Source organism: Photobacterium sp. MCCC 1A19761 (assembly GCF_037389125.1).
Taxonomy (GTDB): Bacteria; Pseudomonadota; Gammaproteobacteria; order Enterobacterales; family Vibrionaceae; genus Photobacterium.
The window spans coordinates 58,794-83,360 of the sequence record NZ_JAZGTF010000009.1; the positions used below are offsets into that span (position 1 = coordinate 58,794).

Below are 24,567 nucleotides of genomic sequence, written 5' to 3' on the forward strand. Positions count from 1 at the left end.
TGGTGGAAAGTCTTTCTTTCCAAACTATCGAATCAGCCCGAGAATAGAATGAAATTCAGCTGCTCGATTGAAAATGAAAGATACTGCACTTTATGAAGCCATACTGGGGCTTGTTTCACCATGGAGCGTTTCGTCAGTTCAGCTTGATGAACCTTCTCACAGAATCACTGTCACGGTTGCGTACGCCAAAGACACTGTTCAATGCCCAACTTGCCAGAAAACAGTCAGAAAACATGATTCACGTAAGCGGGTTTGGCGCCACCTAGATACATGCCAATTTGAAACCTACATCGAAGCCAAAATTCCTCGCTGTGACTGTCCAAAGCATGGGGTGCAAACGCTTCCAGTTCCCTGGGCATCTTCGGGAAGTCGATATACTGAGTTGTTTGAAGCGAAAATCATTGAAGCACTCCAAACCACGTCGCTACTTGCTGTAGCCAAGCTGTTTCGAATCAGTTGGGGAGCTATCGCCCCGATAATGGGTAGAGCTGTTAGTAGAGGGCTTTCTCGACGTCAATTGGACAACGTTGAGCACCTGTTGGTTGATGAAACAGCGCTCTGCCGAGGCCACGACTATGTCACTGTGTTGTCGAACCGAGCGGGGCAAGTTATCGCTGTTTCCGATGGAAAAACCGCAGAAAGCCTTGCAGCCTGTTACGCCGTGTTACCGATGAAGGCCAAATTACAAACCCGCTCTGTGTCTATGGATATGAGCCGTGCTTTTATCAATGCAACAGAAGCCTATTTTGGTCACAGAGCCAAGCAGATCATATCTATTGACCACTTTCATATCGCTAAACTCCTGACCAAAGCAGTAGATGATGTGCGTAAGCAAGACGCGGAATCTTTTCCTTCATCAATGAAACGAGAGTGTCACCGAACTCGTTATGGTTGGCTGAAACGAAACGATCGCCTCAATAAACAGCTAAGAGTTCTCATCTGTGAATTATCAAAGATAATGGTAAATACGGGATTAAGTTGGGTGTTCAACGAACAAGCCAGCCGGATAAAGCCGATGATAAATGCTGCCAACACAGTGAAGGCTCATCTACCGAGAATACTCAATGCAATGAGAATGCGCGTATCCTATGGGCTTGCTGAGGCAATAAATGCACAGATTCAATATATAAAGTTGTGTGCTAGGGGTTACCGGAACAAGAGCAGATTTAAAATGGCGATATTGTTCCACTTTGGACAGCTTGATATGGCTTTCCACCATAAACGGTGAAGAGCCGTTTGTAACCAGTAGTTTTTGCTGGCTCTCTAACTAGGAATGGGACATAGACGTTTTAGAAATGGCCCGTGCTGATGTGTTTGACTATATCGAATTATTTTACAATCTAACTAGGCGACATACTCACCTCGGAGTCAGCCCAGAGGCGTTTGAATCAGCCTCAAAATGAGGCCGAAAACTGTCAAGGATACAGGGGGCAGTCCAATAGTTGGAGAATGACACTTCCAGTGTTCTCACTTTTCTGGAATTTACAACCAGTATCGAAATGCATACCTTTCTGTAGAGTGCCATTTATCAAGATGTCTGTAGCTAAACTGTACTTAACTCATACTGGTGCGGATTAATCTTTCTACGAATCAAATGCTGAGGGTGTTAGTGTACAAACTTTATTGTTCCAAATTTATGCTAATGTACAAACTTTATTGTCCCGCCACAGATGCGCTGAATTCGTCGCGCTCGTTTGTTGAATGATGAATGCCCGGCCACACTCGGTGTGGCCGGGCATTTTTGATCGGATGTTCCGTCGTTGTCCGCGGCTCAGGCGGTGTGCATGGCCGTTTGAGGAGACAATTGACGGCTGCAACCCCAGGCGCACAGCAGCACCGCGGCACCGGCAGCCAGGGTGACCCCAAACCCCTGCTGGACCCCGGCGATATCAATCACCCAGCCTGCAATAGCAGCGCCGGCGGCCACGCCGATCCCCAGGCCGGTGATCATCCAAGTCAGTCCCTCCGTTAACTACGAGGCCGGCACCAGACGCTCGGCCAGCCCCATGGCAATGATCATGGTCGGCGCAAAGAACAGTCCGGCTACAAACACCGTCACCGAGAGTGCCAGGATGCTGTTGACTGCCAGTAGCGGCAGGGTCATGGCGGCGGTGGCCGTGGCCGCTATCAGGAGCTGTTTCGACAGCGGCAGGCGAACGTTCATCGCCCCGAACACCAGTCCGGCCAGGCAAGAGCCGACAGCGTAGACCGACAGCACCACACTGGCAGCGACCGGTTGCCCCTGCGCTTTGGCAAACGCCACGCTGATCACATCAATGGTGCCGACAATCATCCCCAGCGCCAGGAGCGCCAGAACCAGCAGTTTCATCGGCAAGCTGGCTAAGGCTGAGCCCGTATGGGGTGTGGCAGTCGCCTGGATTGGGGGCTCCGTTTGTTTCTGCTGTACAAAAGCCAGGACGCCGACTGCCTGGAGCAGGGCGGCTGCCAGCGGACCGGCTTCTGGGAAGACGGCGACGCTGAGCCCGACGGCGAGCGGCGGACCGAGGATAAAGCAAACTTCATCGAGGACCGACTCAAAGGCATACGCTGTTTGTAGTTGCGGTGTGTCGCGGTAAATCGCCGTCCATCGCGCTCTCACCATTGCCGGCATACTGGGCATACATCCGGCCAGGGCTGCCCAGACATAGAGGGTCCATGTTGGTGCCTGGAAATGCGAGCTCAGGAGCAGGAGCAACATGCCCACCACACTGATGGCGGTGGCGAAAGGCAGTACCCGGCGTTGCCCGTAGCGATCGACGGCCCGTGAAATTTGCGGGGCGGCCACCGCCATGGTCAGGGTAAACGTGGCAGCAACGGTCCCGGCGAGCCAGTAGGAGCCTTGTAACTGTGACAGCATTGTAATCAGCCCGATCCCGGTCATTGAGATCGGCATCCGGGCAACCAGCCCCGCCAGTGAAAAAGCGACGGTCCCGGGCGCGTGGAATAAGGCGCGGTATGGGTTGGCCATAAAACCTCCAAAAAGTGATCGAAAGCGCCCTACGCAACAACTCACATACGGGGCGTATGTAAAACTAATTGACATACGTAGCGTATGTCAAATATAACGAAGAAAAATCTTTGGTAGAGGAAAGACGATGGCGCGTAAAACCCGTTCAGAAACCATGGCGGAGACACGGCAGAAATTGCTGTCAACCGGCCGCGAGCTCTTTGGCACGGTGGGGTATGCCGAAACGGTGATGGATGATCTGACCGCCAAGGTGGGCCTGACCCGCGGCGCGCTGTATCACCACTTCGGGGATAAAAAGGGATTGTTTCTTGCGGTGCTGCAAGCTCTGGATGCTGACATGGATGCACGTCTGGCGGATATTTCAGAGCAGGCGTCGGATCCCTGGCAGGCATTCCAGCGCCGCTGTCGGGCCTATCTGGAGATGGCGACCGAGCCGGAAGTACAGCGGATCATGCTGCGTGATGCTGCGTCGGTGTTGGCGGCGGAGCAGTTGCAGGCGATGCAGCTCAACTGTGTGGCGTCGATCGCCGGGATGCTGGATGCGATGATGCAACAGGGGTTGATCCCACCGGCTTCCCCGCAGATGTTGGCGCGTTTTATCAACGGCGGTTTGACGGAAACCGCGCTATGGATTGCCCACAGCGAGGATGCCCCGACAGCGCTGACCGAAGCGCTGGCGGGCCTGGAAGTGTGGCTGGCCGGGCTGGTGGCCGCGCGGGCCGCCTCACTCTCAGTTCCTGAGTGAGCGGCGAGGTTGGGGTTGCATCTCAGTCGGAGCTCGCGTGGTAATAGGCCAGCACGTCTTCGATAAAGGTGCGCAGCTTAGCCGTGCGGTATTGGTCCCGGGTATAGAGTAAATGAACCGGCCGCGCCGGTCCTTCAAATTCCGGGAACAGGCGGATCAGCCGTCCGTCTGCCAGGGCATCGCGGACCATCACCTCGGGCGCCATCGCAATCCCGGTGCCACGCAGCGTTGCTGAGAGTAAAGCCGTACTTTCGTTGATGTTCAGCCGGGAGGTGATCGGGATTTTCACGCCGGGCTGCCCCGGGTGATAGAAATGCCACATCTGGCAGGTACTGGCGTTGGCCAGCAGGTAGCTCAGGCATTCGTGGTGGGTCAGCTGATCCGGATGGGTCGGCGTACCCGCTCGGGCGAGATAGCTCGGGGCAGCACAGGCCACTATCCGGTAAGGCGGTCGGGCGTTTGTTGCTCAAGGCCGGACACCAGGTGTTGCTGAGTAACTCGCGCGGGCCGCAGACCCTGTTCAGTTTGTATGGCGGGGTGCCGGGTTGCGAAATCGGCACGGTTGAACAGGCTTGTGCCTATGGCGAGATGGTTCTGGTCGCGGTACCGCTGGCCAGCTATCCGCAACTCCCGCGCGACAAGCTGGCCGGTAAGATTGTCCTGGATGCTGTGAATTATTACCCGGAACGCGATGGCCAGATCGCTGCGCTGGAGAATCGTCAAACCACGACCAGTGCGTTGTTGGCAGCGCATCTGGACCAGTCGGTGGTGGTAAAGGTGTTCAACGCCATTATGGCCCGGGATGTGGTGGTTGATGCCCGCCCGGCCGGGGATGCGGAGCGCCGCGCTTTGCCGGTAGCCGGGGATGATCCGGCGGCGAAGGGTCAGGTGATCCGGTTGCTGGACCAGCTGGGCTACGATGCGGTCGATGCCGGTAGTCTGGTAGAGAGTTGGCGTTTTGAACGTTCAAAGCCGGCGTATTGTTTTCCGCAAAACATCGCGGCGTTGCAGCAGGCGCTGACCGCTGCTGAGCGGGATGTGGCGTTGCCGCTGAGTGCCTGGCATGCGGTTTTACAGCGCGAGCTTTAGGGATCGCACCCGGCGGCGGCCATGCCGTTGGCTCCGCCCGGGGATATGACAGATGTCACGATCGACTGTGAAGGGTCACAAAAATTAAACAAATGACTGTGATGGATGAATTATAACTGTTGAATTTGACGAGTCTGTTTTTTAGCCTGTTCAAAAATAACAAATAGGTTTCATATGAAGGTTAGCCAACACAACACAATTCTTCCGCTGCTGATCAGCCTGGCGCTCGTCGGGTGTGGGGGTGGAGACAGCAACAATACAACACCAACGCCGGGGACGGGTACGCCGCCGGGGAGCGGTACACCCAATACAGTGACGATTTCGGTCATTGACGGCTATCTGGGGGATGCCCGTGTGTGTGTCGATCGCAATCAGAATCGCAGCTGTGATGCGGATGAATGGTTGGCCGCGGCCACTGATGCGCGAGGGCAAGTGCAGCTTGCTGAAGCGGATACCCAGTATGGGGTGATCGCGCAAATCAGTGCCGGTGAAACCCGGGACAGCGATCGCATCGGATATGTCGCGACCTCGTATCAGCTGTATGCGTCCCCCGGCAGCGCGCAGGTGTCGCCGTTTACCACTTTGGCGGCCTTAAAAAACGTCTCCCTCTCGACGCTGGCGAGTCAGCTGGCTCTGCCGGAATCGGTTATCGGCGGGGATTTTGTGGCCCAGAAAGCGGGCAATCCGGATGCGGTGTATGCCCACCTGATGGCGCGCAGCCTGGTACCGCAGTTGGCTGGCACACTTGCTGAAAATGATGTCCCAGCACTGGAGACGGAATTAGCGTTGATCAAGACTGAGATTGATCGCCAGGTCAACCTCGGCACCGATCTCGACGCCATTGAGGTGCGCATTGATCACCAGGGCCAGGCGGTCACCAAACGGCTGACCGGGGATCTGGCCGGTTATCTGGATAACAAGGTTTTCTGGTTTATTCCGTTGTCAAATGATGACCATGTACTCGATAAGGTTACGTTGAAAGATCAGAAGTATTCATCGGGTATGTCTGGCAAAGTGCATCCCTACATCGTTGAAGAGAACGTCCTTCGTTATTCTACTGCTAGAGACGTGTTTTTATTCGCGACAGAAGATTTGGCCTTGAGTTTGAGCGAATATGGCCGGCTGTGCCTTTGGTCTGAGCAGGATTTTGAGACGCAAATACTCCCGCTGACTGCGGCGCGTTTTGCCGGACAAACTTGGTATCACTTGCGTGATTTAGGGCAAAAAGTGACAGAGATGAAGCCGGTCCTGACCAAGCTCGACTTGGCTGAGAATGGCGCAGTGACGGTCACCCCACAAGGGGAAGGCGCGATCGTCGGCACTTGGGAGATGGTAACGTTAACGGGCTCGACCCATTTGGGGCTGAAAATTACCCTACCGCCGGAGACGAACAGCGCCGGCTTAGGCGGAGAAACGGAGTGGACGCTGGGTGCTGTACTCGATGCCGGTGAGTTGATCATGGTGTTCAATAACGATTCTGGGCTGGCTGCTGATGATCTCCTGTTCCAGGATACTGCATTTGCCCGGTCTGTCGCCGAGGCGTGGGTGGCTGCGGTCACGGCTGCGAATAATGCATCTTAGCCGTCAATCAGTCCTGTTGCCGGAACGTGCCCGTTAGGGGGCGACCGGCGCCATAAGATCTGAAATGCCCCCGTCTGAAACGCTGGCTGTGCTGCCAGCAATGGGTTCTCGGCAGCAAAGTGGCCGTCGCCAGGAAATGGCTGTGGCAAAGTTCAGTTCCAGAGGCTCCGGCAGTGCAACAGCCGTTGGTGGTGAAGGTGTTCAACGCATTGAAGGTGTTCAACGTATTGAAGGTGTTCAACGCATTCTGGCCCGGGAAGTCGCGGCCATGCCGTTGGCCCCGCCCGTGGATATGACAGATGTCACGATCGGCTGTGAAGGGTCACAAAAAATAAACAAATTTCTGTGCTAGCTGAATTATTGCTGTTGAATTTGACGCGTCTGTTCAAAAAAACAAACAGGTCTCATATGAAGATTAGCAAATACAATATAAGCAAACGTCACTTAAACCTCCCGCTGCTGATCAGCCTGGCGCTCGTCGGGTGTGGCGGTGGAGATGACAATGCGGCGCCCAAAGTCACGGTGATTGATGGTTACCTGAGTGATGCCCGTGTGTGTGTCGATCGCAATCAGAATCGCAGCTGTGATGCAGATGAATGGTTGGCTGCGGCCACTGATGCGCAAGGGCAAGTGCAACTCGCTGAAGCGGATAGTCAGTATGGGGTGATCGCGCAAATCAGTGCCGGTGAAACCCGAGACAGCGATCGCATCGGGTATGTCGCGACCTCGTATCAGCTGTATGCGTCCCCCGGCAGCGCGCAGGTGACGCCGTTTACCACGTTGGCGACCTTAAAAAACGTCTCTCTCTCGACGCTGGCGAGTCAGTTGAATCTGCCGGAATCGGTGATCGGCGGGGATTTTGTGGCCCAGAAAGCGGGCAATCCGGATGCGGTGTATGCCCACCTGATGGCGCGCAGCCTGGTACCGCAATTGGCAGAATCGCTTGCTGAAAACAATGTTACGGCACTGGAGACTGACTTAGCGTTGATCAAGACCGAGATGGACCGCCAGGTCAACCTCGGCACCGATCTCAACGCCATTGAGGTGCGCATTGATCACCAGGGACAGGCGGTCACCAAATGGCTGACCGGGGATCTGGCCGGTTATCTGGATAACAAAAGCTTCTGGTATATTCCGTTGTCGAATAGTGACCATCTTCTTAACCGGATAACCCTGGAAGATCAGCTGTATAAGTCGGGTATGTACGGCAAAGATATCCCGTATACCGTTGAGGATAATGTCCTGAAATTTTTCCGGTTCAGTGACACTTTTATCCACGCTACGGAAGATTTGGCCTTGAGTCTGAGCGAGGATGGCCGGTTGTGTCTGTGGTCTGAGCAGGATTTTGAGACGCGAATACTCCCGCTGACTGCGGCGCGTTTTGCAGGAAAAACCTGGTATCACCTGCGTGATTTAGGACAAAAAACGCCGGAGATGAAGCCGATCCTGACCAAGCTTGCATTGGCTGAGGACGGTACAGTGACAGTCACCCCGCAAGGGGAGGCCGCGGTGAGCGGTCAATGGGAGATGGTGGCCTTAAAGGGCTCGACCCATTTGGGGCTGAAAATTACCTTGCCCCCAGAGACGAACAGCGCCGGTTTAGGCGGAGAAACTGAATGGACGCTCAGTGCCTCGCTTGATGCCGGAGAGCTGATGATTGTCAATAATGAAGGCTCTGCGTTGGAGGCAGATAACCTGCTGTTCCAGGATCCGGCGTTTGCCCGGTCCATCGCCGAGGCGTGGGTGGCTGCGGTCACGGCCGCGAATGCGTCTTAGCCGCCACCAGTTTGTTGCCGGGACGTGCCCGTTAGGGGGCGACCGGCGACAAGCCCTGCCATAAGATCTGAAATACTCCCGCCTGAAACTCTGGCTGCGCTGCCAGCGCCGGGTTCTCGGCAAACAGAGCGGCCGTTGCCAGGAAATGGCTGTGGCAAAAATTCAATACCAGAGGCTCCGGCAGCGGCGCGATCTGTCCTGCTGCCCGGGCCTGGGTGAGTAACTCAATTAAATAAGTCATCGACGTCGCCATCAGCGCGCGATGTTGTTCACTGCTGCAGTAAGGGCTGTGGGCCATGTGCTGCATAAAGCGGATCTTGTCCGGATGGCGCTGGGCCCAGGCTAGGGCCTGTTGCCAGCAATCATTCACTTTGTCCCGGAGTTCCTCGCAGGTTGGCGCGGGTTGCATCGCCTGGCCGAGCTCGGTTTTCACCGTCTGGTACAGGGCGAGGATCAGTTCCTGTTTGTTGGCAAAGTGGTGAAACAGGGTGCCGGTTGCCACATCGGCCTGTTTGGCGATGCTGGCGGTGGACGTAGCCTCGATCCCCTGCCGGGCAAACAGGGTCAGCGCGGCGTTGAGGATTTGCTGTTTCTTGTGGGTCATCGTGCTGCCGCTGGTCATGCATTTACTCGTCATGCTGTTGTGAGTGATGGTCCTGCCGGACATTATGGAATACTCGCGATGGATCCTATCATGGCGGCCCCGCACAGGGCAGGGCCGGGATGTGCTAGCGGAGGAAAAACGCCAGCATCAGCTTTTGTAGCCAGCCGCCGTACGGCGGGGTGATCAGTTTGCCGGTGCTGAATTTGCCGCGGCTGAGCACGGTTTTGGCTTTGGAAAAGGTCAGAAACCCTTCCTTGCCGTGATAGTGACCCATCCCGGACGGACCGATCCCACCAAAGGGCGCATCGTCGGCGGCAACGTGGAACACGGCATCATTGATGCACATCCCGCCGGCGTGGGTGGTGGTTTTGATCTGCTGTTGCAATGCCGGATCCTGGCTCATCAGGTACAGGGCCAGCGGACGCGGCTGGCGGCGAATCCTCGCCAGCGCCTCGTCCAGGCTGTGGTACGGGATCACCGGCAGCAAGGGGCCGAAAATCTCTTCCTGCATCAACTGCATCTGCTCGTTGGTCTCAAGCACCAGGTGAGTGATCATCCGGTGCTGCTCATCATCACGTGCCTCAGGATGGCAGGGGATCACCTGCGCGCCTTGCTGCTCGGCGTCCGCCAGCCATGCGCGCAGGCGATCATACTGTTTGCGGTTAATCACAGAAGTGAAATCGTTACTGGCGACCCCCTTGGGATACATGGCCTGAAATTGTTTCTGGTATTCGGCTACAAAGGCGTCGTGCTGGTCCGCCGGGACCAGCACATAGTCCGGGGCCACGCAGATTTGCCCGGCATTGAGGCTTTTGCCGTAAATCAGGCGCTCTACGGCCAGCGGGATCGGCATATCCGGTGCGATCAGGGCTGGGGACTTTCCGCCCAGCTCCAGAGTTACCGGGGTGAGGTTGTCGGCGGCGGCGCGCATCACATGGCGACCGACCTGCGTGGAGCCGGTAAAGAGCAAGTGATCAAACGGCAGCGCGCTGAACGCCGACGCGATGTCGGCTTCCCCTTCAATCACTGCCACGCTCTCCGGCTCGAACAGGCTGGCCAGCAGGTCGCGCAGCACTTGGTTGGTGGCCGGGGTAAATTCGCTGAGTTTGATCATCGCCCGGTTGCCTGCCGCCAGCGCGGTGATCAGCGGCCCCAAACTGAGCATGACCGGGAAATTCCACGGCACGACAATGCCGACGACGCCCAGCGGTTGGTACACCACCTCGACTTTAGCCGGGGTGAGCATCAGACCGGCATGGCGCCGGGCCGGCTTCATCCATTTTTTCAGATGCTTGAGGGTGTAATTCAATTGGGCGACACAAGGCAGGATGTCGGCGATCAGGGTGTCGTGATGGCTGCGGCGGCCATAGTCCTGATTCAGGGCTTCGCACAAGGCCGTTTTGTGGTTTAGCAGCGCAGCTTTCAGGGCTTTCAGCTGGTGAGTACGCTGTTCGAGCGAAGGCATCGGATCGGCGCGAAAGGCCGCTTGCTGCGCATGCAGGATCGCCTGCATCTGGGGACGGTTGGTGTCTTGAATCGGCAGTGTCTCGATTGCGGTCATGGCTGGCTCCCTGTGCTGTTTGCATCCGGTGCGGGTGATGGTTATGAAAAACCGACTAGTCAGTCGGTTTTGAAAGTATAGCCAAGTTGCCTGAATGGCGCTTGAAATTTTTACCCTTTGTGATGGCCGCTTTGCTCTGCCGGGAATGTATCGATAAAGGTTTGATAATAATGGCTGAGTTGCGCGGCTTGCTGCGGCTCGCCGATTAAATCGAGCAGGGCAATCCCGGCTTCGCAGGTACAGAGGTTGCCGGCTTGCTGATTGCGGCGCAGGGTGTACGTCGAGGTATCGGAGACCGACAGGCTCAGATGCGGTAAGTCGGCCAGCCAGGGACTCTTGCGCACCATCTTTCGGGCTTCCTGCCAGGTGGCATCGAGCACAATAAACAGCGGCTGTTTACCGGATTCGGCCTGAAACGGGGCGGCCGGGTGCTCCGCGTCAGCGGGAAACAGCAGCCAGGGTTGCAGATCCGGCTGGCGCAACTGGTCCAGCAAAGTCTGCGGCGGATTGACCCGATCCCAGATCTCCCGGCGGCAGTGGGGCAGTGTTCGCAGCATCAGCGCCCCGGTATTGGTGGTTTTGCTCAGCTCGCGGGGATGGGTAAGCAGGACAAACCGCGCCTCGCTGGTCAGCGTCGGCTCGGCCGGGCAAATACAGTTATAGTGAAAATGGCAGCGGGGACAGGACACGCGGTGACTCTTCTTTCTTCAGATGGCGGCAGTGTGGCACAGTTCCGGCTGTGGGTGCAATCTTCTGAATCGGCCGGGCGCGGCAGATGACTTGTGCGTCCCGGCGGCTATGGTAGGCTGGGCGGCTGAATGTATGTTACCCGCCGGATGTCCCGGCCACAACGAGTGAGAGGAACGATGGCCTATTGGTTATTTAAGACAGAGCCGGATACGTTTTCGATCGATACCCTGAAAAAGCAGACGGTGTCCTGCTGGGAAGGGGTGCGCAACTACCAGGCCCGGAACATGATGCGTGATGATATCAAGCTCGGCGATCAGGTGTTGATTTATCATTCATCGTGCAAGGACGTCGGGGTGGCCGGGATTGCGACCGTGGTGAAAGAAGCTTATCCGGATCATTTTCAGTTTGACCCGGAGAGTGCGTATTACGATCCTAAGTCGGACCCGGACAATCCGCGCTGGGTGATGGTCGATGTCGAGTACCAGCGCCACCTGCGTTTGGTGTCGCTCAAACGAATCAAAGCCAATCCGGCGCTGGCTGAAATGCCGCTGGTGAAGCGCGGTAGCCGGCTCAGCATTATGCCGGTCACAGAAGCGCAGTGGCAGGAAATCTTGGCGATGACCGGTCAGTTCTGACCGGTCATCCAACACTACCACAGGCAACCCTGAACCTGTGGCAGTCGCGTGCTTCAACAGGGCTGATGCCCGTCGCGCTCAGAATCCCTGTCTCAAACAGGCCCTTCGCTGCGGGCCTATTAGCGCAGGCCGATCACAGCAAGTGCTCGGCTAGATAGCGGGCGACCGCTTCCTCGCTGCTGCTGCCGATGACGCCGTTGTTCGGCAGGGCCTGCTTGACCTTCTCGTGGGCAGTGCCCATCACCAGCCCTTTGCCGGCCATGGTCAGCATTTCAACATCGTTCATCCCGTCGCCGAACGCCAGGCAGTCCGCCAGGGTGTAACCTTTTTCTTTCGCGACGGCTTCCAGCGCATGTCCTTTGGACACCTTGGCATCCATCACTTCCAGGCACCAGGGGGTGGAGAAAGCGATGTTGGCACGATGGCCGAAGATCTGCTTGAATTTATCTTCCCACAACGCCAGTTGGTCATGGTCCTGATCGTCGCGGATAAAGAACACTTTGGCGACGCCTGTCAGCGGCGGGTTGTCGACATCAAACAACTGGTAGGTAAAGGACTGATGGTACTCTTTGAGGTTTTCATCTTCGGTGCTGATCAGCCAGTCGTCATTGCGGTAAATATGGATTTTCAGCGCCGGATCATGCTTGGCCAGGTCGATCAGGCCCTGGATCACTTCCGGGTGTAAATCCTGCTGGAAGATGACTTCGCCCTGGCAGTTGTGCACCCGGGCCCCGTTAGAGGTGATCATGTACGCCGGGATCCCCAGCTCATCGCGCATGTCGGCTACGTCAATGTGGTGGCGGCCGGTGGCAAAGATAAAGTCCTTGCCTTGCTGGTGGAGGCGGGTGAGGACGTCCTTGGTGAACGGGGTGATTTGATGGTCCGGGGTGAGCAGGGTTCCGTCCAGATCGGATGCGACAATTTTATACATGGCAACTCTCGGCTGATTGAAACACGCCCCCCGGCCGTGCGCCGGGGGAACAACACGGTCAATATTAAACCAGTTTGGTATCGAGAAAAGAGGTTAATTTACGGTTCGATCGTTTCCGCTTTCCGGAAATGGGAGATGGTTGCGCTTAATACGGGATGACGGTACTTGTCTTCCTCAAACAGCAGCTCGTGGCGGGCGCCTTCGATGATCTTGAGCTGGCAGTCGCGTCCGGCCTGCTGCATGGTGTGGCAGAACAGGTTCTGGGCCTGGTTATCGACAATACTGTCGTCGCTGCCCTGGAGCAGCAAAATCGGGGTGGTGATATCCGGGGCGCGGGCAATACAGCGCCGGGCCGCGGCCAGTCCCTGCCAGACCCACCGGGCACTGGGGCCGCCGATTTTCAGTTCCGGTTTTTGCTCATACAGATCGCGGAACCACTGGTAACGGATCTGGCTCTGGCACAGGGGGTTATCGGAAAACGGCTTCGGGTAGTACGGGACCTGCCCCGGGGCATAATTCGGCTGGCGTTGCAATTGTTCCACCACCCGTGCCAGCGGGGACGCGATGGGTTTCATCCAGTTGTTGATGTTGATCCCGTGCATCGGGGCACTGAGCACGGCACGGTCAACCAATCCCGGATGATCGGCCAGAAACAGGCTGGCAATGGTGCCGCCCATGGAATGGGCCAGCATGAAGTGCTGGCGGTAGTCGCGCGGGGCAATTTCGCGATCGAAGAAGGTTTTGAGATCGGTCACGTAATCATCAAACTCTTCGATGTGGCCCAGCTCGGTATCTTCGGCCAGCCGATCGGAGACCCCCTGACCGCGGTGATCCAGGGCGAATACATCGTAGCCCTGCTGCACCAGATCGTAGAACAGCTCCTGGTATTTCCAGTAACTTTCGATCCGCCCGTTGACCACAATAATGGCTTTATCGTGATTAAAACCGGTCAGGCTGACCCAGCCGACCTTGAGCTGGTCGACGCCTTCGAACATCCCTTCCCGCCGGTGTTGCCACAGCGTCGCCACCGGTCCGGCCATGGTTTCACCAAACTGGGATTCCCGGGAAAACTGAAAGTAATGTGGGGGTTGGACTGTCATGGCTATTCTCAACGTCGTAAATCATTTTAATCGTCAGGGAAGCCGAGGGGAGAAAATCGGCAAAAATCTAGCTTCATTATAACCTGCTTTTCTTTCCGTCGGGGTGACAAGCATATGCATTGAGTGATCTGTTGTTAACCTCTGGTGTTTGCTTGTCGCCTTATCCTACATTGGTCGTTTATACTGCTGCGAGAATATGGGTGTTGGTGCCGGATGCGACCTCGGCGCCGACGGTGAACAGGGGAAAGGGAAAGATGAGTGTTGAAATCTGGTTCGCCTATCTGGCAACGGCTGTGGTCTTTAGTCTGGCGCCCGGCTCAGGTACGGTGAACTCCATCAGCAACGGCATGGTCTATGGCTGGCGCAAATCCCTGGCCTCGATTCTCGGGCTGCAGGTCGGGTTGGGCATTCATATTTTGCTGGTGGGCGTTGGCCTGGGCGCGATTGTGGCACAGTCAGCGACGGCCTTCACGATGATCAAATGGGTTGGGGTGGTGTATTTGATCTGGCTCGGCATTCAGAAATGGCGTGAACCGGCCCCGGCCGCGACTGCTGGTGCCAAAGGCGGTGCCAGTGCCGGGCAGTTGTTCCGTCGCGCGGTGCTGGTGAACCTGACCAATCCGAAAAGTATCGTGTTTCTGGTGGCCCTGTTTCCGCAGTTCATTGACCCCAACGGCTCGCAGTCCTGGCAACTGATGGTGCTCGGGATCACGACCTTGGTGATCGACGCGCTGGTGATGCTGGGCTATGTCACCCTCTCTTCTCAGCTGACCGGTTTTTTACGCTCCGGGAAAGTAATGGGCGGCCTCAACCGGGTATTTGGCTCGATGTTTATCGGCTGCGGCGCCTTGCTGGCCACCGCCAAAGCATGAACACGCTCAGGTGCCGGATTTTTGTTATAATTACGAACTATTTCTTTACATTTCCACCAGTCAAGAGGCACTCAAGGCATTATGTACTCTTATGTCGCACGCCAGCCTATTTTTAACCGCAAGCAGCGTACGGTAGGCTACGAGCTGCTGTTTCGGGACGGCGAAAGCAATGCGTTTCCGGTGATCGAGGCGAATAAAGCGACATGTCGCCTGCTGGTTGAAAACTATATGGCCGTCGGGGACAACCCGGCAACGGCCGGTCAGCGCACGTTTATCAATTTTCCCCATGAAAGCCTGATACGCCTGTTGCCGCTGCTGCTGCCCAAGCGCAAGGTGATCATTGAGGTGCTGGAAACCTGTACGCCGAACGAGGAGCTGTTCGCGGCAATCAAGCACCTCTATCGCCAGGGCTATGTGATTGCGCTGGACGATTTCGAACTGGATCCGCAATGGCATCGTTTCCTGCCGTATGTTCACCTGATCAAGCTGGACTTTATGACCCTCGGGGCCGAGAAGGCATGCGCGTATGTGCGCAAGCACCAGGATCGCAAGCTCAAGTTCCTGGCTGAAAAAGTGGAAACCCGGGAAGAGTTTGAAGCGGCGGCGGAAGCCGGGTTTCATTTCTTTCAGGGTTACTATTTCAGCAAACCTGAATTGATGAAAAATCGCCAGGTACAGCCGGAGAAACTGACCACGGTGCGGTTGTTGCAGGAAATCTGCCGTGAAGAAGTCAACTTTCAGCGGGTTGAGCAGATCATTGCCGGCGATGTTCCGCTGTCCTACCTGCTGCTGCGTTACGTCAATACGGCGGCGCACCGCACGATTGAGCCGATCAGCTCTTTTCGCCAGGCCCTGGTGTATCTGGGCGAAGAGAAAATTAAAATGTTTGTCAGCGCTGTGGCCACCGCAAATGCGGGAGTCGACAAACCCAAGGAGCTGTATGCCCTGTCCCTGCTGCGGGCCCGGATGTGCGAGATGCTGGCGGCCCACAGCCGTCTGGCCCCGATGAAGGACAAAGCCTTTCTGATCGGGATGTTTTCCCTGCTGGATGCGCTGCTGGATAACACTCTGGCGCAGATACTCGGCGTACTGCCGCTTGCCGCGGAAGTCCGGGAAGCCCTGTTGCACCGGCAGGGGGATTTGGGCCAGATGCTGGCCCTGATTGACGCCTATGAGCAGGCCGACTGGGATCAGGTGAGCGTGTGCTGCCGGGCACTGGCCATCCAGGAATCCCTGGTCGCCAAAAGCTATCAGCAGGCGATGCGGTGGTCGCAGAATTACCTCGACACCCCAGTCAGCGCTGCGGGGATCCCGCCACCGGCGGCTTCCCCGGATAGCTAGATCCTGTCAGCGGGCTCCAACAGCGAGCGCGCGTGAAACTTTGGTGAAAACGCGGTCACAGGCTTTCTCTGTGGCCGCGTTTTTGTTTACACTGATTTTCTTGTTGGACTATACCAAATTAGGGGCTGTGCCGTGTCGGGGATCGCTTTAGGATTAGTGATGTTATCGGCCGTGATCCATGCCGCCTGGAATTTGCTGGGAAAATCGCGCAAGCCCTCTCCGGCGTTTTTCGCGGTGGCCAGTCTCGGGGCCGGCGGATTGTTGATCCCGGTGATCGCGACTGTGTGGGGAACGACGGGGCTGCTGCCGGGCTGGTGGCGGTGTCGCTGAAATAGCCGCGAGAGGCCGGGATGAAACAAGCCGGGACAGGTCCCGGCTTGTGAAGGTTTCATCTGTGGTCTGCCACGTGTGAGGGGTTAGCCGGCCACGTGATTAACCACCGACGTTGTAGTAGGTTGCAGCGCCCGGACCGACCGGGATCCCCAGGATAAATACCCAGACGTAGAACATCAGGCTCCAGCCGACGATGAAGACCATCGAGTACGGCAGCATGGTTGAGATCAGCGTGCCCAGCCCCAGATTCTTCTGGTAGCGTGTGGCGACGGCCAGGATCATCCCGAAGTAGCTCATCATCGGGGTGATGATGTTGGTCACGGAGTCCCCGATTCGGTACGCCGCCTGAATGGTCTCCGGCGCGTAGCCGACCAGCATCAGCATCGGCACGAAGATCGGCGCCGTGACGGCCCACTGGGCAGAGGCGGAGCCAATCATCAGGTTGATGAAGCCACACATCAGGATAAAGGCGAAGAACAGGGCCGGGCCGGTCAGGCCGATGGTTTGCAGGAAGTCTGCACCGCCGACGGCAAAGACCTGGCCGAAGTTGGTCCACTTGAAGAACGCCACGAACTGCGCGGCAAAGAAAACCAGCACAATGTACATGCCCATCGAAGACATGGACTTCGCCATGGCGTCAATCACATCCCGGTCATTCTTCATCGTCCCGACGACTTTACCGTAGACAAAACCCGGAATGGCGAAGAAGACAAAGATAAAGGCTACGATCCCTTTCAGGAACGGTGAGCCGGCAATCAGACCGGTTTCCGGATGACGCAGGATGCCGTTTTCCGGCACGATCGTCAGGGCCAGCAGCACCGAGACCACCAGCGCAGCCAGACCGGCAGCTTTCAGGCCTTTTTTCTCCAGCGCCGTTAGTTTGCCCATGTTGTCGTTGCCCAGATCTTCGCTGGCTTCTTCCGGGTTGTACTGACCCAGTTTCGGCTCGACGATTTTCTCGGTGACGAAGGCACCCATGATGGTGATGGCGAACGTCGATGCGAACATGAAGTACCAGTTCACTTCCGGACCTACGGTGTAGGTCGGGTCGATCATTTGCGCTGCGGATTCGGTGATCCCGGACAGCAGCGGGTCAACCGTTCCCAACAGCAGGTTGGCACTGTAGCCACCGGAGACCCCGGCAAAGGCCGCAGCCAGACCGGCCAGCGGGTGGCGGCCCAGCGAGTGGAACAGCATGGCTGCCAGCGGGATCAGAACCACATAGCCCAGTTCAGATGCGGTGTTGGACACAATACCGGCAAAGACCACCACCAGGGTGACCATGCGGCGTGAAGCGCCCATCACCAGGCCGCGCATCGCGGATGACAGCAGGCCGGAGTGTTCGGCAATGGCAACCCCCAGCATCGCGACCAGAACGGTGCCGAGCGGGGCAAAGCCGGTAAAGTTTTTCACCAGGTTGGCAACAATTTTCTGCGCGCCGTCTTCGTTGAGCAGGCTGATCACATGGATCATGCCGTCGGCTGCGCGGCCTGGTGCCCCTTCCGGACGTGGGTCAACGACCGATACGCCAAAATAACCGGCAATGCCGGAAGCAATCAGAATCGCCAGACAGAACAGGGCAAACAGGGTGATTGGGTGTGGCAGCAGGTTCCCCAGCCATTCCACAGTATCCAGAAAGCGGGTAAACAGGGCTTTCTTTTTTGGTTGTAGCGTTTGTTGTGAAGCAGGTGAGTGCATCACGACCTCCATTTATCGTATTAATCCCATCAATGGGTACATCTCTTGTCGGTGGCGAAGGTTACGCTATTGTTAACACCTCAAACAAGATAAAAGTATGTCTAAATGTTTCAAATGGTGGTTTTTTGTCTAATTATGGTTAGTAAATTGATGCAATGTACTGGTTGGCTCTGTGATGGGAGGTCAGAATATTGATAGGCGCTATGAAAGTGATTGAGGCGTGAACGGCAGTCTGTTTTTAGAAGAAACAAACACTTAGATAGTGGCGTGGATGGCAGGTGTGATCACCATCACGAAAATGAATCTTTGTCGCTGTGGAACGCGGAAAATGAAACGGGTTGATAACATGTCGGTGGTCTTTTGCATAGCCTGATAGCACCGGTCGTGCGGCAGACTCAGTGCTATAGTGGAACAAACAAGTGACAGGCAGGGGAAGCCGGTGAGAGAGAAGGTGGTTTTTTTTGACGTGCTGCGCTGTGTGGCCGCCTTAGCGGTGGTAACCATTCACGTGCTGGGCCCTTATCGTGAGCAACTGGGGCTGATCAGCGACAGTGCTTGGAGCACGGCCATTGTGTTGAACAGTTTCAGTCGCTGGGCGGTGCCTATTTTTATCATGATCACCGGTGCGCTGATGCTCTCCGATCACCGGCCGTTTGAGCCCGGCTATTATGTCCGGCGGCGGCTGGGCAAGGTGTTGATCCCGTTTCTGATCTGGTCCCTGCTTTATGCTGGTCTCTCGGGCCTGAGCGCGGACGGTTATGATGCCGGGCACGCCTGGGAAACACTGAAACATATGCCTGATCACGAAACCTATTATCATCTGGGTTTTTTCTATTATTTCCTGCCGCTGTATTTTGTGGTGCCGTTTTTACGCTATTACGTTCAGCACACTGATCGGATCGGGACTCTGGGGCTGACGGTGACCTGGCTGGCGATGACGGGGCTGTATTTGCTCTCGGTGGATGGCTTGTGGAGTGAGCAGTTGCTCCTTTACGGCGGCTACCTGTTGCTGGGATACAGCATGTTTGTCTATCGCTGGCCGGCATTGCCCTGGCTCATTCTGCCGGGAATTGCGGCATTGCTGCTGACGGCTTACATGGTGATCAGCCACAGTATGGCGGCGGGGGAATATACCGTGGGTCGCTGGCTGTCGTATAAAACGCTGAATACGGCGGTGATTGCGGCGTTGGTTTTTGCCCTGTGCCGATTCTGGAGTGAACGGATGTCGGCGCGCTGGCTTCGCGGCGCAGCGTTTGTCAGCCGCTACAGCCTGGGCATTTATCTGCTGCATCCGATCTTTCTCTGGCCGGTGCGGGCCTATGACTGGTATTTCGCCCATCCCCTCATCATGATCCCTTTTTGGACCCTGATCATCACCGCCCTGGCGTTGGGAGCCAGCTGGTTGCTGGCGAGATACCGCCTGACTGCGTGGCTGGTGCCCTGAGCACAACCGAGATCGGTTTGTGCTAGTCGCGCTGGAGCGCGAAATGGCGGAATGTCTGTCCCTGGTAGGTCATAGTGCCGCGATCGCCGGGGTTGAGCGCATGGTAGTAGTGAACACCAACTTCGAACTCCCGTTTCGGCCCGCCCCGGAGTGGCCGCACATAGATCCAGTAGGCTTCGCTGTCTTCTCCCGGTCGTGCTCCGGCAATGGCAATGCTTTGTTTGTCCAGGATTTCGACCTGCACGGTTTTTTCCGGAGCCTGATCCCCCTGTACATGGCGGCGGTAGATCCGCAAGGCGTAGAAAGCAGAGAGGATCAATAATCCGGTGACGATCAAAATGAGCGGGGTAGGCACGTTTGACTCCTGGCTGACGTGAAAGAGGGGACCCGCTGTATTATGAAAGAAGGGGCGTCGGAGGCGTACCCCGTGACGGAGAAACTGTGACCTCTTTTGGTTTTCTGGGTCCGGATTCGGGGCGTTGATACCTGGAGGGGATGATCTGGGCTGGCTTTTAAGTCTATGATTTAACAATGTACAGAAGGCTTGCATCTCGTCCGGGGCACGATATGTTAGGGAAGAGAGAAGTCGACAGGAGTTCGGGGATGGCGAATATTGAGTTAGTGGTAACACGCACGCGGCGAATTGAGCACTTATTGCGCCAGCATTACCATGCGGAAGGCAAGGGGCTGCATCAGCTCATCACCAGTTGTGAGGAGCGTCTGCCCCACGAGATTATCCCGACATTGCGTTTTGTGGCCACGGTGCGCAATAAAATTGTTCACGAAGATGGCTATCAGCTGGATGACAAAGCCGGGTTTCTGGCCGCTTGCAAGGCGTGTGAGTCGGAACTGACGCCACGCAGTGGCCGTTTTGTCTGGACCGTAGCCGCGCTGGTCGTGTTGGGCTTTACGGCGCTGGCCGTGTGGTTTTATTCAGAAAACTGGCACCATATCCGGCTGCTGCCCTGATCGGCCCGGCGATTCTTACCCGACCAGTCAACGGCCGTGAGCCGTGTCCGACGACAGCCCCGTAGCGTGGCTGTCGTTTCACCCTGCCTGAAAATGAAAAAGGTGCCCTGAGGCACCTTTTTCGGCGAATTCTGTCGTGATTTAGTAGATCACAGGCAGCGTCATTAAGCCCACAATGACTGCAATCATCACAAGTCCTTGTTTCTGAGAAGATGTAAACATAAGAAAGATCCCCACTCTGCTGCTGTTGATTATATGTTCGACATACTAACACTTTATTCGGAGTTTGATCAATCTCATCCTGTTTTTTGTTATAAAAATAAATTTAATGGTGATGTTTTGCAGGTTTTATCGAGAGTTTTTGTTTGTTTTTGATGGGGTTTATTTTAGGTGGTAAGTGTTTCAATTAAATTGTTCTATCATAAACTATTGATTTTAATTAATTTATGTTGGTTGTTAATCTGAATCCTGTTTGTTTATTTTATGTTATTGTCATTTTTGTCGTAGTCTGGCTTCATCTGGTAAAACGTGCGTTTTTATTTTTGTTTTAAATCTTACTTGATGGCGATTTGATCGTGTTGGAACAGATTTATTGCATGAATATGCGAATTTTTGTCATATAAGCAAATTTTCTTCTGATAACTCGCGATTGTTGTTCAGGTTGGTTGCTATGACTTGAAACCATCGTTAATTGACTTGATTTGGTTTTATCTTATTGATAATCAACCTTAATTTATTTTTTATCCTTCTGGTTTTTCTGGCCGTTTACCTCACTGTGGTGGGGGCTGGATGTCTCATTGAATTGTTGTGAATGTTATTCGGCGCTAGTGATGGTGGTAAACGTTTGCTTTTTCTTCTTGCGGTGCGATTTGTTTCGAGCTGCGGGCTGGCCGATGAGGCGGTGCCAGTTTTTTCGGTTAGCAGATTTACTGCGATGGGCAAATACGTCGTGCGTGATTTTATAAGCGGGGTCTAGTTCTGACGGTTCGCTGCTAGACAATCCGAATTGGGTTCCTAAACTGTCCCTGCTTATAACTATAATGATTTCGGTGATGTTATGTGGGTTTGGTTAGCCATCTCCTTCTCTGCACTTTTACATATGACGGCGGCCTATCATGGCCCGAAATGGCAGTACTATGTGTTCAAGCCGCTGACGATGGTGCTGTTGCTGATCCTGGCCTGGCAATCCGGGCTCGACTCGGTCTACCGGCAGGCGATTTTTATCGGCTTGTTGCTGTCGACGGTCGGGGATGTGTTTCTCATGTTGCCCAAAGATCGGTTTATCCAGGGGCTGGCCAGCTTTTTGCTCGCCCATACCGCTTATTCGGTGGCATTCTGGAGTCAGATTGATGGCCCGATGGTCTGGTGGTTACCGGCCATGCTGGTGGGCGGCGGGATCATTGTCTTTTTACTCCTCCTGCCGGCATTAGGGGCTATGGCGATGCCGGTCATGGCCTATATTGCGATGATTGTGCAAATGACCTGGGCAGCCGGGGAGTTCTGGCTGACGGCCGGTTCGACTGCGGGGTTGCTGGCGCTGATCGGCGCGCTGGTCTTTATGATTTCGGACACGGTGCTGGCTGTGGATCGGTTTCGGGGCCCCTTCCGTGCCTCTACCGCCGTGATCATGACCAGCTATTACCTGGCGCAGGCCTTGTTTACGGCAACATTACTGGTGTAGCGAGCGCCCGCTCACGGGGGCGTTTCAAGGGCCGATCGGCCCGCGATGGCAGGCCGATGTGAAGGAGCGATCATGGTGGCATCCTGGATCCGGGTGTATCAGGCAGCCAACAGCCTGGAAGCCCATAGTCTCAGAGGCATGCTGGAACATGCGCAGATCGAGGTCGCGCTCAGCGGGGAAAATCTTGCAGCTGCCGCAGGAGAGTTGCCCGCGGATGTCCTCCAGGTGAGTCTGTGGGTTCCGGCTGCGCAGGCCGAGCGGGCGCGGGTGCTATTGAAGGCGTATGAATCTGCCGGGGAGCGCGAATGGTGTTGTCCGAAGTGCGGGGAGCTGAACAGCGGCGCTTTTGAGATCTGCTGGCAGTGCGGGGAAGCGCAGCCCTGAGCGACCCGTATGATACCAATCGTAGTAAATAACTGCTCATTCTAGCTTGTTAAAATGTTCGATAACTGCGCTAGAATTTTGATTGTAGAATAACTACTTATCGAAATATTCAACATGGCTTTGACTTATCAAACATGTCTTTGATGATCTATCAAACATAGTTTTGAAATGCCTGTTTGTTGCGCTGGGTCAACGCCGTTGCGAACGGGTGTGATTTAATCGGTGTTCCTGTGAAACGCTCAGATGAGGACAACGATGAATTCAATCCATGCCCATACGGTACTGAACCTGTTGCTGGCGGCAGAAACGCCGTATACCAAGCAGTCTCTGCAGCAGGCCATTGTGGCGAGTTATGGCGAGCACGCCCGGTTTCATACCTGCAGCCTGCAAGACCTGACCTTAGAAGCATTACTGGTGTTTTTCCTTGAACGCGGCAAAGTGGTGCGCGAAGGCGATACTATTGTGGCTAACCCGGCCATGATGTGCAGCCACTGACCGCGCGGGGATCACGCCTGCCGTCGTGCTCCGGGTGGTAAAAAAGTCGCCACCCGGGTGCTCAGTTGTTATACTCTCCTGCCGCCGCTCGATTGTCTGGTCGATGCTGCTCACTATCTCTAATCTTCTGAATATTTTCTCTTTTTGAGGTCTACTCTGTGGAAATTATCTCTGCAGCGGTCATGCTGTTTCTGATCATGGACCCGCTCGGCAATTTGCCGGTGATGCTGTCGATCCTGCGCCATATTGAACCGAAACGACGTCGGATTATCATGATCCGGGAGTTATGTATTGCACTGGTGATCCTGTTGGCGTTCTTGTTCGGCGGTCAGCAAATGTTGAACTTCCTCCATGTGTCCACGGAAACCGTCAGTATCTCGGGCGGCATCATCTTGTTTCTGATTGCGATCCGGATGATTTTCCCGACCCCGGGTGGGGTGACCGGTCTGGCGGCCGGTGAGGAGCCTTTTATTGTGCCGATGGCGATCCCCATGATTGCCGGACCGTCGGTGCTGGCGTCACTGTTGCTGTTGTCGAATCAGGAGCCGGGCCGGATGTGGGACTGGGTGGCTGCCGTGTGCCTGGCCTGGGGAGCAACCTTTGTGATTTTGATGTTTTATGAGGTGTTTAATCGTCTGTTGGGCGAAAGGGGCCTGAAAGCGGTGGAGCGCCTGATGGGGCTGTTGCTGATTATGATCTCAACCCAGATGTTCCTGGACGGGATCCGCAAATTCTTCCAGTTGGGTGTCTAGTCGGCGGGCCAGAGACAGCGCGAGGCCGGTGGGGCCTCGCGTTGGTTTACATCATGTGCTTGCGACGGATATCCAGCAGCGCGAAGATGCCGAAGATCAGGATCGACCATTTCTCCCAGCGGCTCATGGAGATCTTGTCGCCGAAGGCGCCGAGGAAAATCAGCATTTGCAGGCCGTGCATCATCAGCAGGAAGCCGGTCATGATGTACAGGGCCATCGCGGCCACGCCCGGGAAGGGATAGAAAATATTGATGAGCAGAATCAGCCAGACAAAGCCGATGGCTGCTTTCGCCAGGGAAATTAGTGCTTTCATGATGCGTCTCTCTCGTATAGCCGGTAGCTGACCTGACCGGCGGTTTTTTCCTTGTATAAATGCCAATGGGCCGGCGTTTCCGGTAAGCCCAGTTCCTTTTCCGCCTCGATATAGATGATGGCACGGGGCGCCAGCCAGCCATTATTTTCCAGTCGCAGGATCACCTCAGGCAGTAAGTGCTTGCGAAATGGCGGATCAATAAAGATGATATCAAACGGCGTGCCCGGTTTGTCGAGAAAAACCAGGCTGTCGGTTTGATGGATACGGGCATTGTCGGCCCCCAGGGTCTGGCGATTTTGTTCCAGTTGCGTGGCCGCCTGGCGGTCCAGCTCCAGCATGGTGACGCTGTCGACCCCGCGGGAGAGCGCTTCAAAGCTCAGGCTGCCGCTGCCGGTAAACAGATCCAGGCAGTTCGCCTGATACAAATCGGGGGCCAACCAGTTAAAGACGGTTTCTTTGACCCGGTCGGTCGTTGGTCGGAGACCTTCAACATCGTGTACTGGCAGTTTGCGTCCGCGCCAGCGTCCGCCGATGATCCTTACGACCCCTTCCCGGCGGTGATCGGGCTGATTTCGCCCGGATTGTTGCCTGCGTCTCGTCATAGA

General features: G+C 55.6%; 28 protein-coding genes and 1 pseudogene. 17 read left to right on the forward strand and 12 right to left on the reverse strand.

Annotated elements, in window-relative coordinates:
• Positions 1–73: 73 nt before the first annotated feature.
• Together VV869_RS10615 and VV869_RS10620 are read left to right on the forward strand one after the other, a co-directional pair.
• Positions 74–1,228, forward strand: a complete 1,155-nt coding sequence (locus tag VV869_RS10615; protein ID WP_337734912.1) for an ISL3 family transposase — start codon at positions 74–76, stop codon at positions 1,226–1,228.
• Between the two features lie 64 nt (positions 1,229–1,292).
• Positions 1,293–1,403 (forward strand): annotated as a pseudogene (locus VV869_RS10620) (hypothetical protein); the annotation flags it as partial.
• A gap of 368 nt (positions 1,404–1,771) precedes the next feature.
• Here VV869_RS10620 and VV869_RS10625 read toward each other — a convergent pair.
• Together VV869_RS10625 and VV869_RS10630 are read right to left on the reverse strand one after the other, a co-directional pair.
• On the reverse strand, positions 1,772–1,951 hold the full coding sequence (locus VV869_RS10625) for a hypothetical protein (RefSeq protein WP_337734913.1): 180 nt from the start codon (positions 1,949–1,951) through the stop codon (positions 1,772–1,774).
• A 21-nt stretch (positions 1,952–1,972) separates the two neighbouring features.
• On the reverse strand, positions 1,973–2,968 hold the full coding sequence (locus VV869_RS10630; protein WP_337734914.1) for an MFS transporter: 996 nt from the start codon (positions 2,966–2,968) through the stop codon (positions 1,973–1,975).
• A gap of 127 nt (positions 2,969–3,095) precedes the next feature.
• Between VV869_RS10630 and VV869_RS10635 the strand changes: the two genes are divergently transcribed.
• Positions 3,096–3,713, forward strand: a complete 618-nt coding sequence (locus VV869_RS10635) for a TetR/AcrR family transcriptional regulator (RefSeq protein WP_337734915.1) — start codon at positions 3,096–3,098, stop codon at positions 3,711–3,713.
• Between the two features lie 22 nt (positions 3,714–3,735).
• Here VV869_RS10635 and VV869_RS10640 read toward each other — a convergent pair whose 3' ends face one another.
• Positions 3,736–4,149 (reverse strand): LysR substrate-binding domain-containing protein, encoded by a 414-nt coding sequence (locus tag VV869_RS10640; RefSeq protein WP_337734916.1) that lies wholly within the window; start codon positions 4,147–4,149, stop codon positions 3,736–3,738.
• Between VV869_RS10640 and VV869_RS10645 the strand changes: the two genes are divergently transcribed.
• The 4 genes from VV869_RS10645 to VV869_RS10660 all read left to right on the forward strand — a co-directional run bounded on the left by VV869_RS10645 (position 4,074) and on the right by VV869_RS10660 (position 8,159).
• The gene (locus VV869_RS10645; RefSeq protein WP_337735082.1) at positions 4,074–4,802 is read left to right on the forward strand and encodes an NADPH-dependent F420 reductase; all 729 of its coding nucleotides are present in this window, start codon (positions 4,074–4,076) and stop codon (positions 4,800–4,802) included. The two genes, VV869_RS10640 and VV869_RS10645, sit on opposite strands and share 76 nt — an antisense overlap.
• Before the next feature lie 174 nt (positions 4,803–4,976).
• On the forward strand, positions 4,977–6,383 hold the full coding sequence (locus tag VV869_RS10650) for a hypothetical protein (RefSeq protein ID WP_337734917.1): 1,407 nt from the start codon (positions 4,977–4,979) through the stop codon (positions 6,381–6,383).
• Positions 6,384–6,447: 64 nt separating this feature from the next.
• Positions 6,448–6,735, forward strand: a complete 288-nt coding sequence (locus VV869_RS10655) for a hypothetical protein (protein ID WP_337734918.1) — start codon at positions 6,448–6,450, stop codon at positions 6,733–6,735.
• A gap of 56 nt (positions 6,736–6,791) precedes the next feature.
• On the forward strand, positions 6,792–8,159 hold the full coding sequence (locus tag VV869_RS10660) for a hypothetical protein (RefSeq protein WP_337734919.1): 1,368 nt from the start codon (positions 6,792–6,794) through the stop codon (positions 8,157–8,159).
• Positions 8,160–8,190: 31 nt separating this feature from the next.
• Here VV869_RS10660 and VV869_RS10665 read toward each other — a convergent pair whose 3' ends face one another.
• From VV869_RS10665 to VV869_RS10675, 3 genes are all read right to left on the reverse strand, one after another.
• Positions 8,191–8,781 (reverse strand): TetR/AcrR family transcriptional regulator, encoded by a 591-nt coding sequence (locus VV869_RS10665; RefSeq protein WP_337734920.1) that lies wholly within the window; start codon positions 8,779–8,781, stop codon positions 8,191–8,193.
• Between the two features lie 106 nt (positions 8,782–8,887).
• The gene (locus tag VV869_RS10670; RefSeq protein WP_337734921.1) at positions 8,888–10,324 is read right to left on the reverse strand and encodes a coniferyl aldehyde dehydrogenase; all 1,437 of its coding nucleotides are present in this window, start codon (positions 10,322–10,324) and stop codon (positions 8,888–8,890) included.
• A 110-nt stretch (positions 10,325–10,434) separates the two neighbouring features.
• A complete protein-coding gene (locus tag VV869_RS10675) occupies positions 10,435–11,013 on the reverse strand; it encodes a tRNA-uridine aminocarboxypropyltransferase (RefSeq protein WP_337734922.1) in 579 nt (192 codons plus the stop codon).
• Positions 11,014–11,190: 177 nt separating this feature from the next.
• On the opposite strand from VV869_RS10675, the gene VV869_RS10680 reads away from it, so the two are divergent.
• Entirely contained in the window at positions 11,191–11,649 is a 459-nt protein-coding gene (locus tag VV869_RS10680) for an EVE domain-containing protein (protein ID WP_337734923.1), read from the forward strand.
• A 133-nt stretch (positions 11,650–11,782) separates the two neighbouring features.
• Here the strand turns inward: VV869_RS10680 and VV869_RS10685 are convergent, their stop codons facing one another.
• Together VV869_RS10685 and VV869_RS10690 are read right to left on the reverse strand one after the other, a co-directional pair.
• On the reverse strand, positions 11,783–12,580 hold the full coding sequence (locus VV869_RS10685) for a Cof-type HAD-IIB family hydrolase (RefSeq protein WP_337734924.1): 798 nt from the start codon (positions 12,578–12,580) through the stop codon (positions 11,783–11,785).
• 98 nt (positions 12,581–12,678) lie between these two features.
• Positions 12,679–13,680 carry an alpha/beta fold hydrolase gene (locus tag VV869_RS10690; RefSeq protein WP_337734925.1) on the reverse strand — a complete coding sequence of 334 codons (1,002 nt, stop codon included), beginning with the start codon at positions 13,678–13,680 and terminating at the stop codon, positions 12,679–12,681.
• A gap of 254 nt (positions 13,681–13,934) precedes the next feature.
• Between VV869_RS10690 and rhtB the strand changes: the two genes are divergently transcribed.
• From rhtB to VV869_RS10705, 3 genes are all read left to right on the forward strand, one after another.
• Positions 13,935–14,552 (forward strand): homoserine/homoserine lactone efflux protein, encoded by a 618-nt coding sequence (rhtB, locus tag VV869_RS10695; RefSeq protein WP_337734926.1) that lies wholly within the window; start codon positions 13,935–13,937, stop codon positions 14,550–14,552.
• 81 nt (positions 14,553–14,633) lie between these two features.
• Complete coding sequence (locus VV869_RS10700; protein WP_337734927.1) at positions 14,634–15,893, forward strand: EAL and HDOD domain-containing protein; 1,260 nt, start codon at positions 14,634–14,636, stop codon at positions 15,891–15,893.
• A gap of 159 nt (positions 15,894–16,052) precedes the next feature.
• Positions 16,053–16,223, forward strand: coding sequence for a hypothetical protein (locus VV869_RS10705; protein ID WP_337734928.1), 171 nt, complete (start codon positions 16,053–16,055; stop codon positions 16,221–16,223).
• Between the two features lie 102 nt (positions 16,224–16,325).
• Here the strand turns inward: VV869_RS10705 and VV869_RS10710 are convergent, their stop codons facing one another.
• Positions 16,326–17,924: an AbgT family transporter gene (locus tag VV869_RS10710; protein WP_337734929.1), complete on the reverse strand. Its 1,599-nt coding sequence runs from the start codon at positions 17,922–17,924 to the stop codon at positions 16,326–16,328.
• 439 nt (positions 17,925–18,363) lie between these two features.
• Between VV869_RS10710 and VV869_RS10715 the strand changes: the two genes are divergently transcribed.
• Entirely contained in the window at positions 18,364–19,368 is a 1,005-nt protein-coding gene (locus tag VV869_RS10715; RefSeq protein WP_337734930.1) for an acyltransferase, read from the forward strand.
• Between the two features lie 22 nt (positions 19,369–19,390).
• Here the strand turns inward: VV869_RS10715 and VV869_RS10720 are convergent, their stop codons facing one another.
• On the reverse strand, positions 19,391–19,708 hold the full coding sequence (locus tag VV869_RS10720; RefSeq protein WP_443147307.1) for a DUF2500 domain-containing protein: 318 nt from the start codon (positions 19,706–19,708) through the stop codon (positions 19,391–19,393).
• A gap of 263 nt (positions 19,709–19,971) precedes the next feature.
• Here VV869_RS10720 and VV869_RS10725 point away from each other — a divergent pair, with 263 nt between their 5' ends.
• The 5 genes from VV869_RS10725 to VV869_RS10745 all read left to right on the forward strand — a co-directional run bounded on the left by VV869_RS10725 (position 19,972) and on the right by VV869_RS10745 (position 23,649).
• On the forward strand, positions 19,972–20,337 hold the full coding sequence (locus VV869_RS10725) for a DUF4145 domain-containing protein (RefSeq protein ID WP_337734932.1): 366 nt from the start codon (positions 19,972–19,974) through the stop codon (positions 20,335–20,337).
• Between the two features lie 1,057 nt (positions 20,338–21,394).
• Positions 21,395–22,018: a lysoplasmalogenase gene (locus tag VV869_RS10730; protein WP_337734933.1), complete on the forward strand. Its 624-nt coding sequence runs from the start codon at positions 21,395–21,397 to the stop codon at positions 22,016–22,018.
• 72 nt (positions 22,019–22,090) lie between these two features.
• Complete coding sequence (locus VV869_RS10735) at positions 22,091–22,402, forward strand: putative signal transducing protein (protein ID WP_337734934.1); 312 nt, start codon at positions 22,091–22,093, stop codon at positions 22,400–22,402.
• 255 nt (positions 22,403–22,657) lie between these two features.
• Positions 22,658–22,897: a YecH family metal-binding protein gene (locus VV869_RS10740; protein ID WP_337734935.1), complete on the forward strand. Its 240-nt coding sequence runs from the start codon at positions 22,658–22,660 to the stop codon at positions 22,895–22,897.
• A gap of 158 nt (positions 22,898–23,055) precedes the next feature.
• The gene (locus VV869_RS10745) at positions 23,056–23,649 is read left to right on the forward strand and encodes a YhgN family NAAT transporter (protein ID WP_337734936.1); all 594 of its coding nucleotides are present in this window, start codon (positions 23,056–23,058) and stop codon (positions 23,647–23,649) included.
• A gap of 46 nt (positions 23,650–23,695) precedes the next feature.
• On the opposite strand, the gene VV869_RS10750 is transcribed toward VV869_RS10745, so the two are convergent.
• Both VV869_RS10750 and rsmD read right to left on the reverse strand, forming a co-directional pair.
• Positions 23,696–23,962: a DUF1145 domain-containing protein gene (locus VV869_RS10750; protein ID WP_337734937.1), complete on the reverse strand. Its 267-nt coding sequence runs from the start codon at positions 23,960–23,962 to the stop codon at positions 23,696–23,698.
• Positions 23,959–24,564 (reverse strand): 16S rRNA (guanine(966)-N(2))-methyltransferase RsmD, encoded by a 606-nt coding sequence (gene rsmD / locus VV869_RS10755; RefSeq protein WP_261601428.1) that lies wholly within the window; start codon positions 24,562–24,564, stop codon positions 23,959–23,961. The genes VV869_RS10750 and rsmD overlap by 4 nt, the downstream gene beginning before the upstream one ends.
• Between the last annotated feature and the right edge of the window lie 3 nt (positions 24,565–24,567).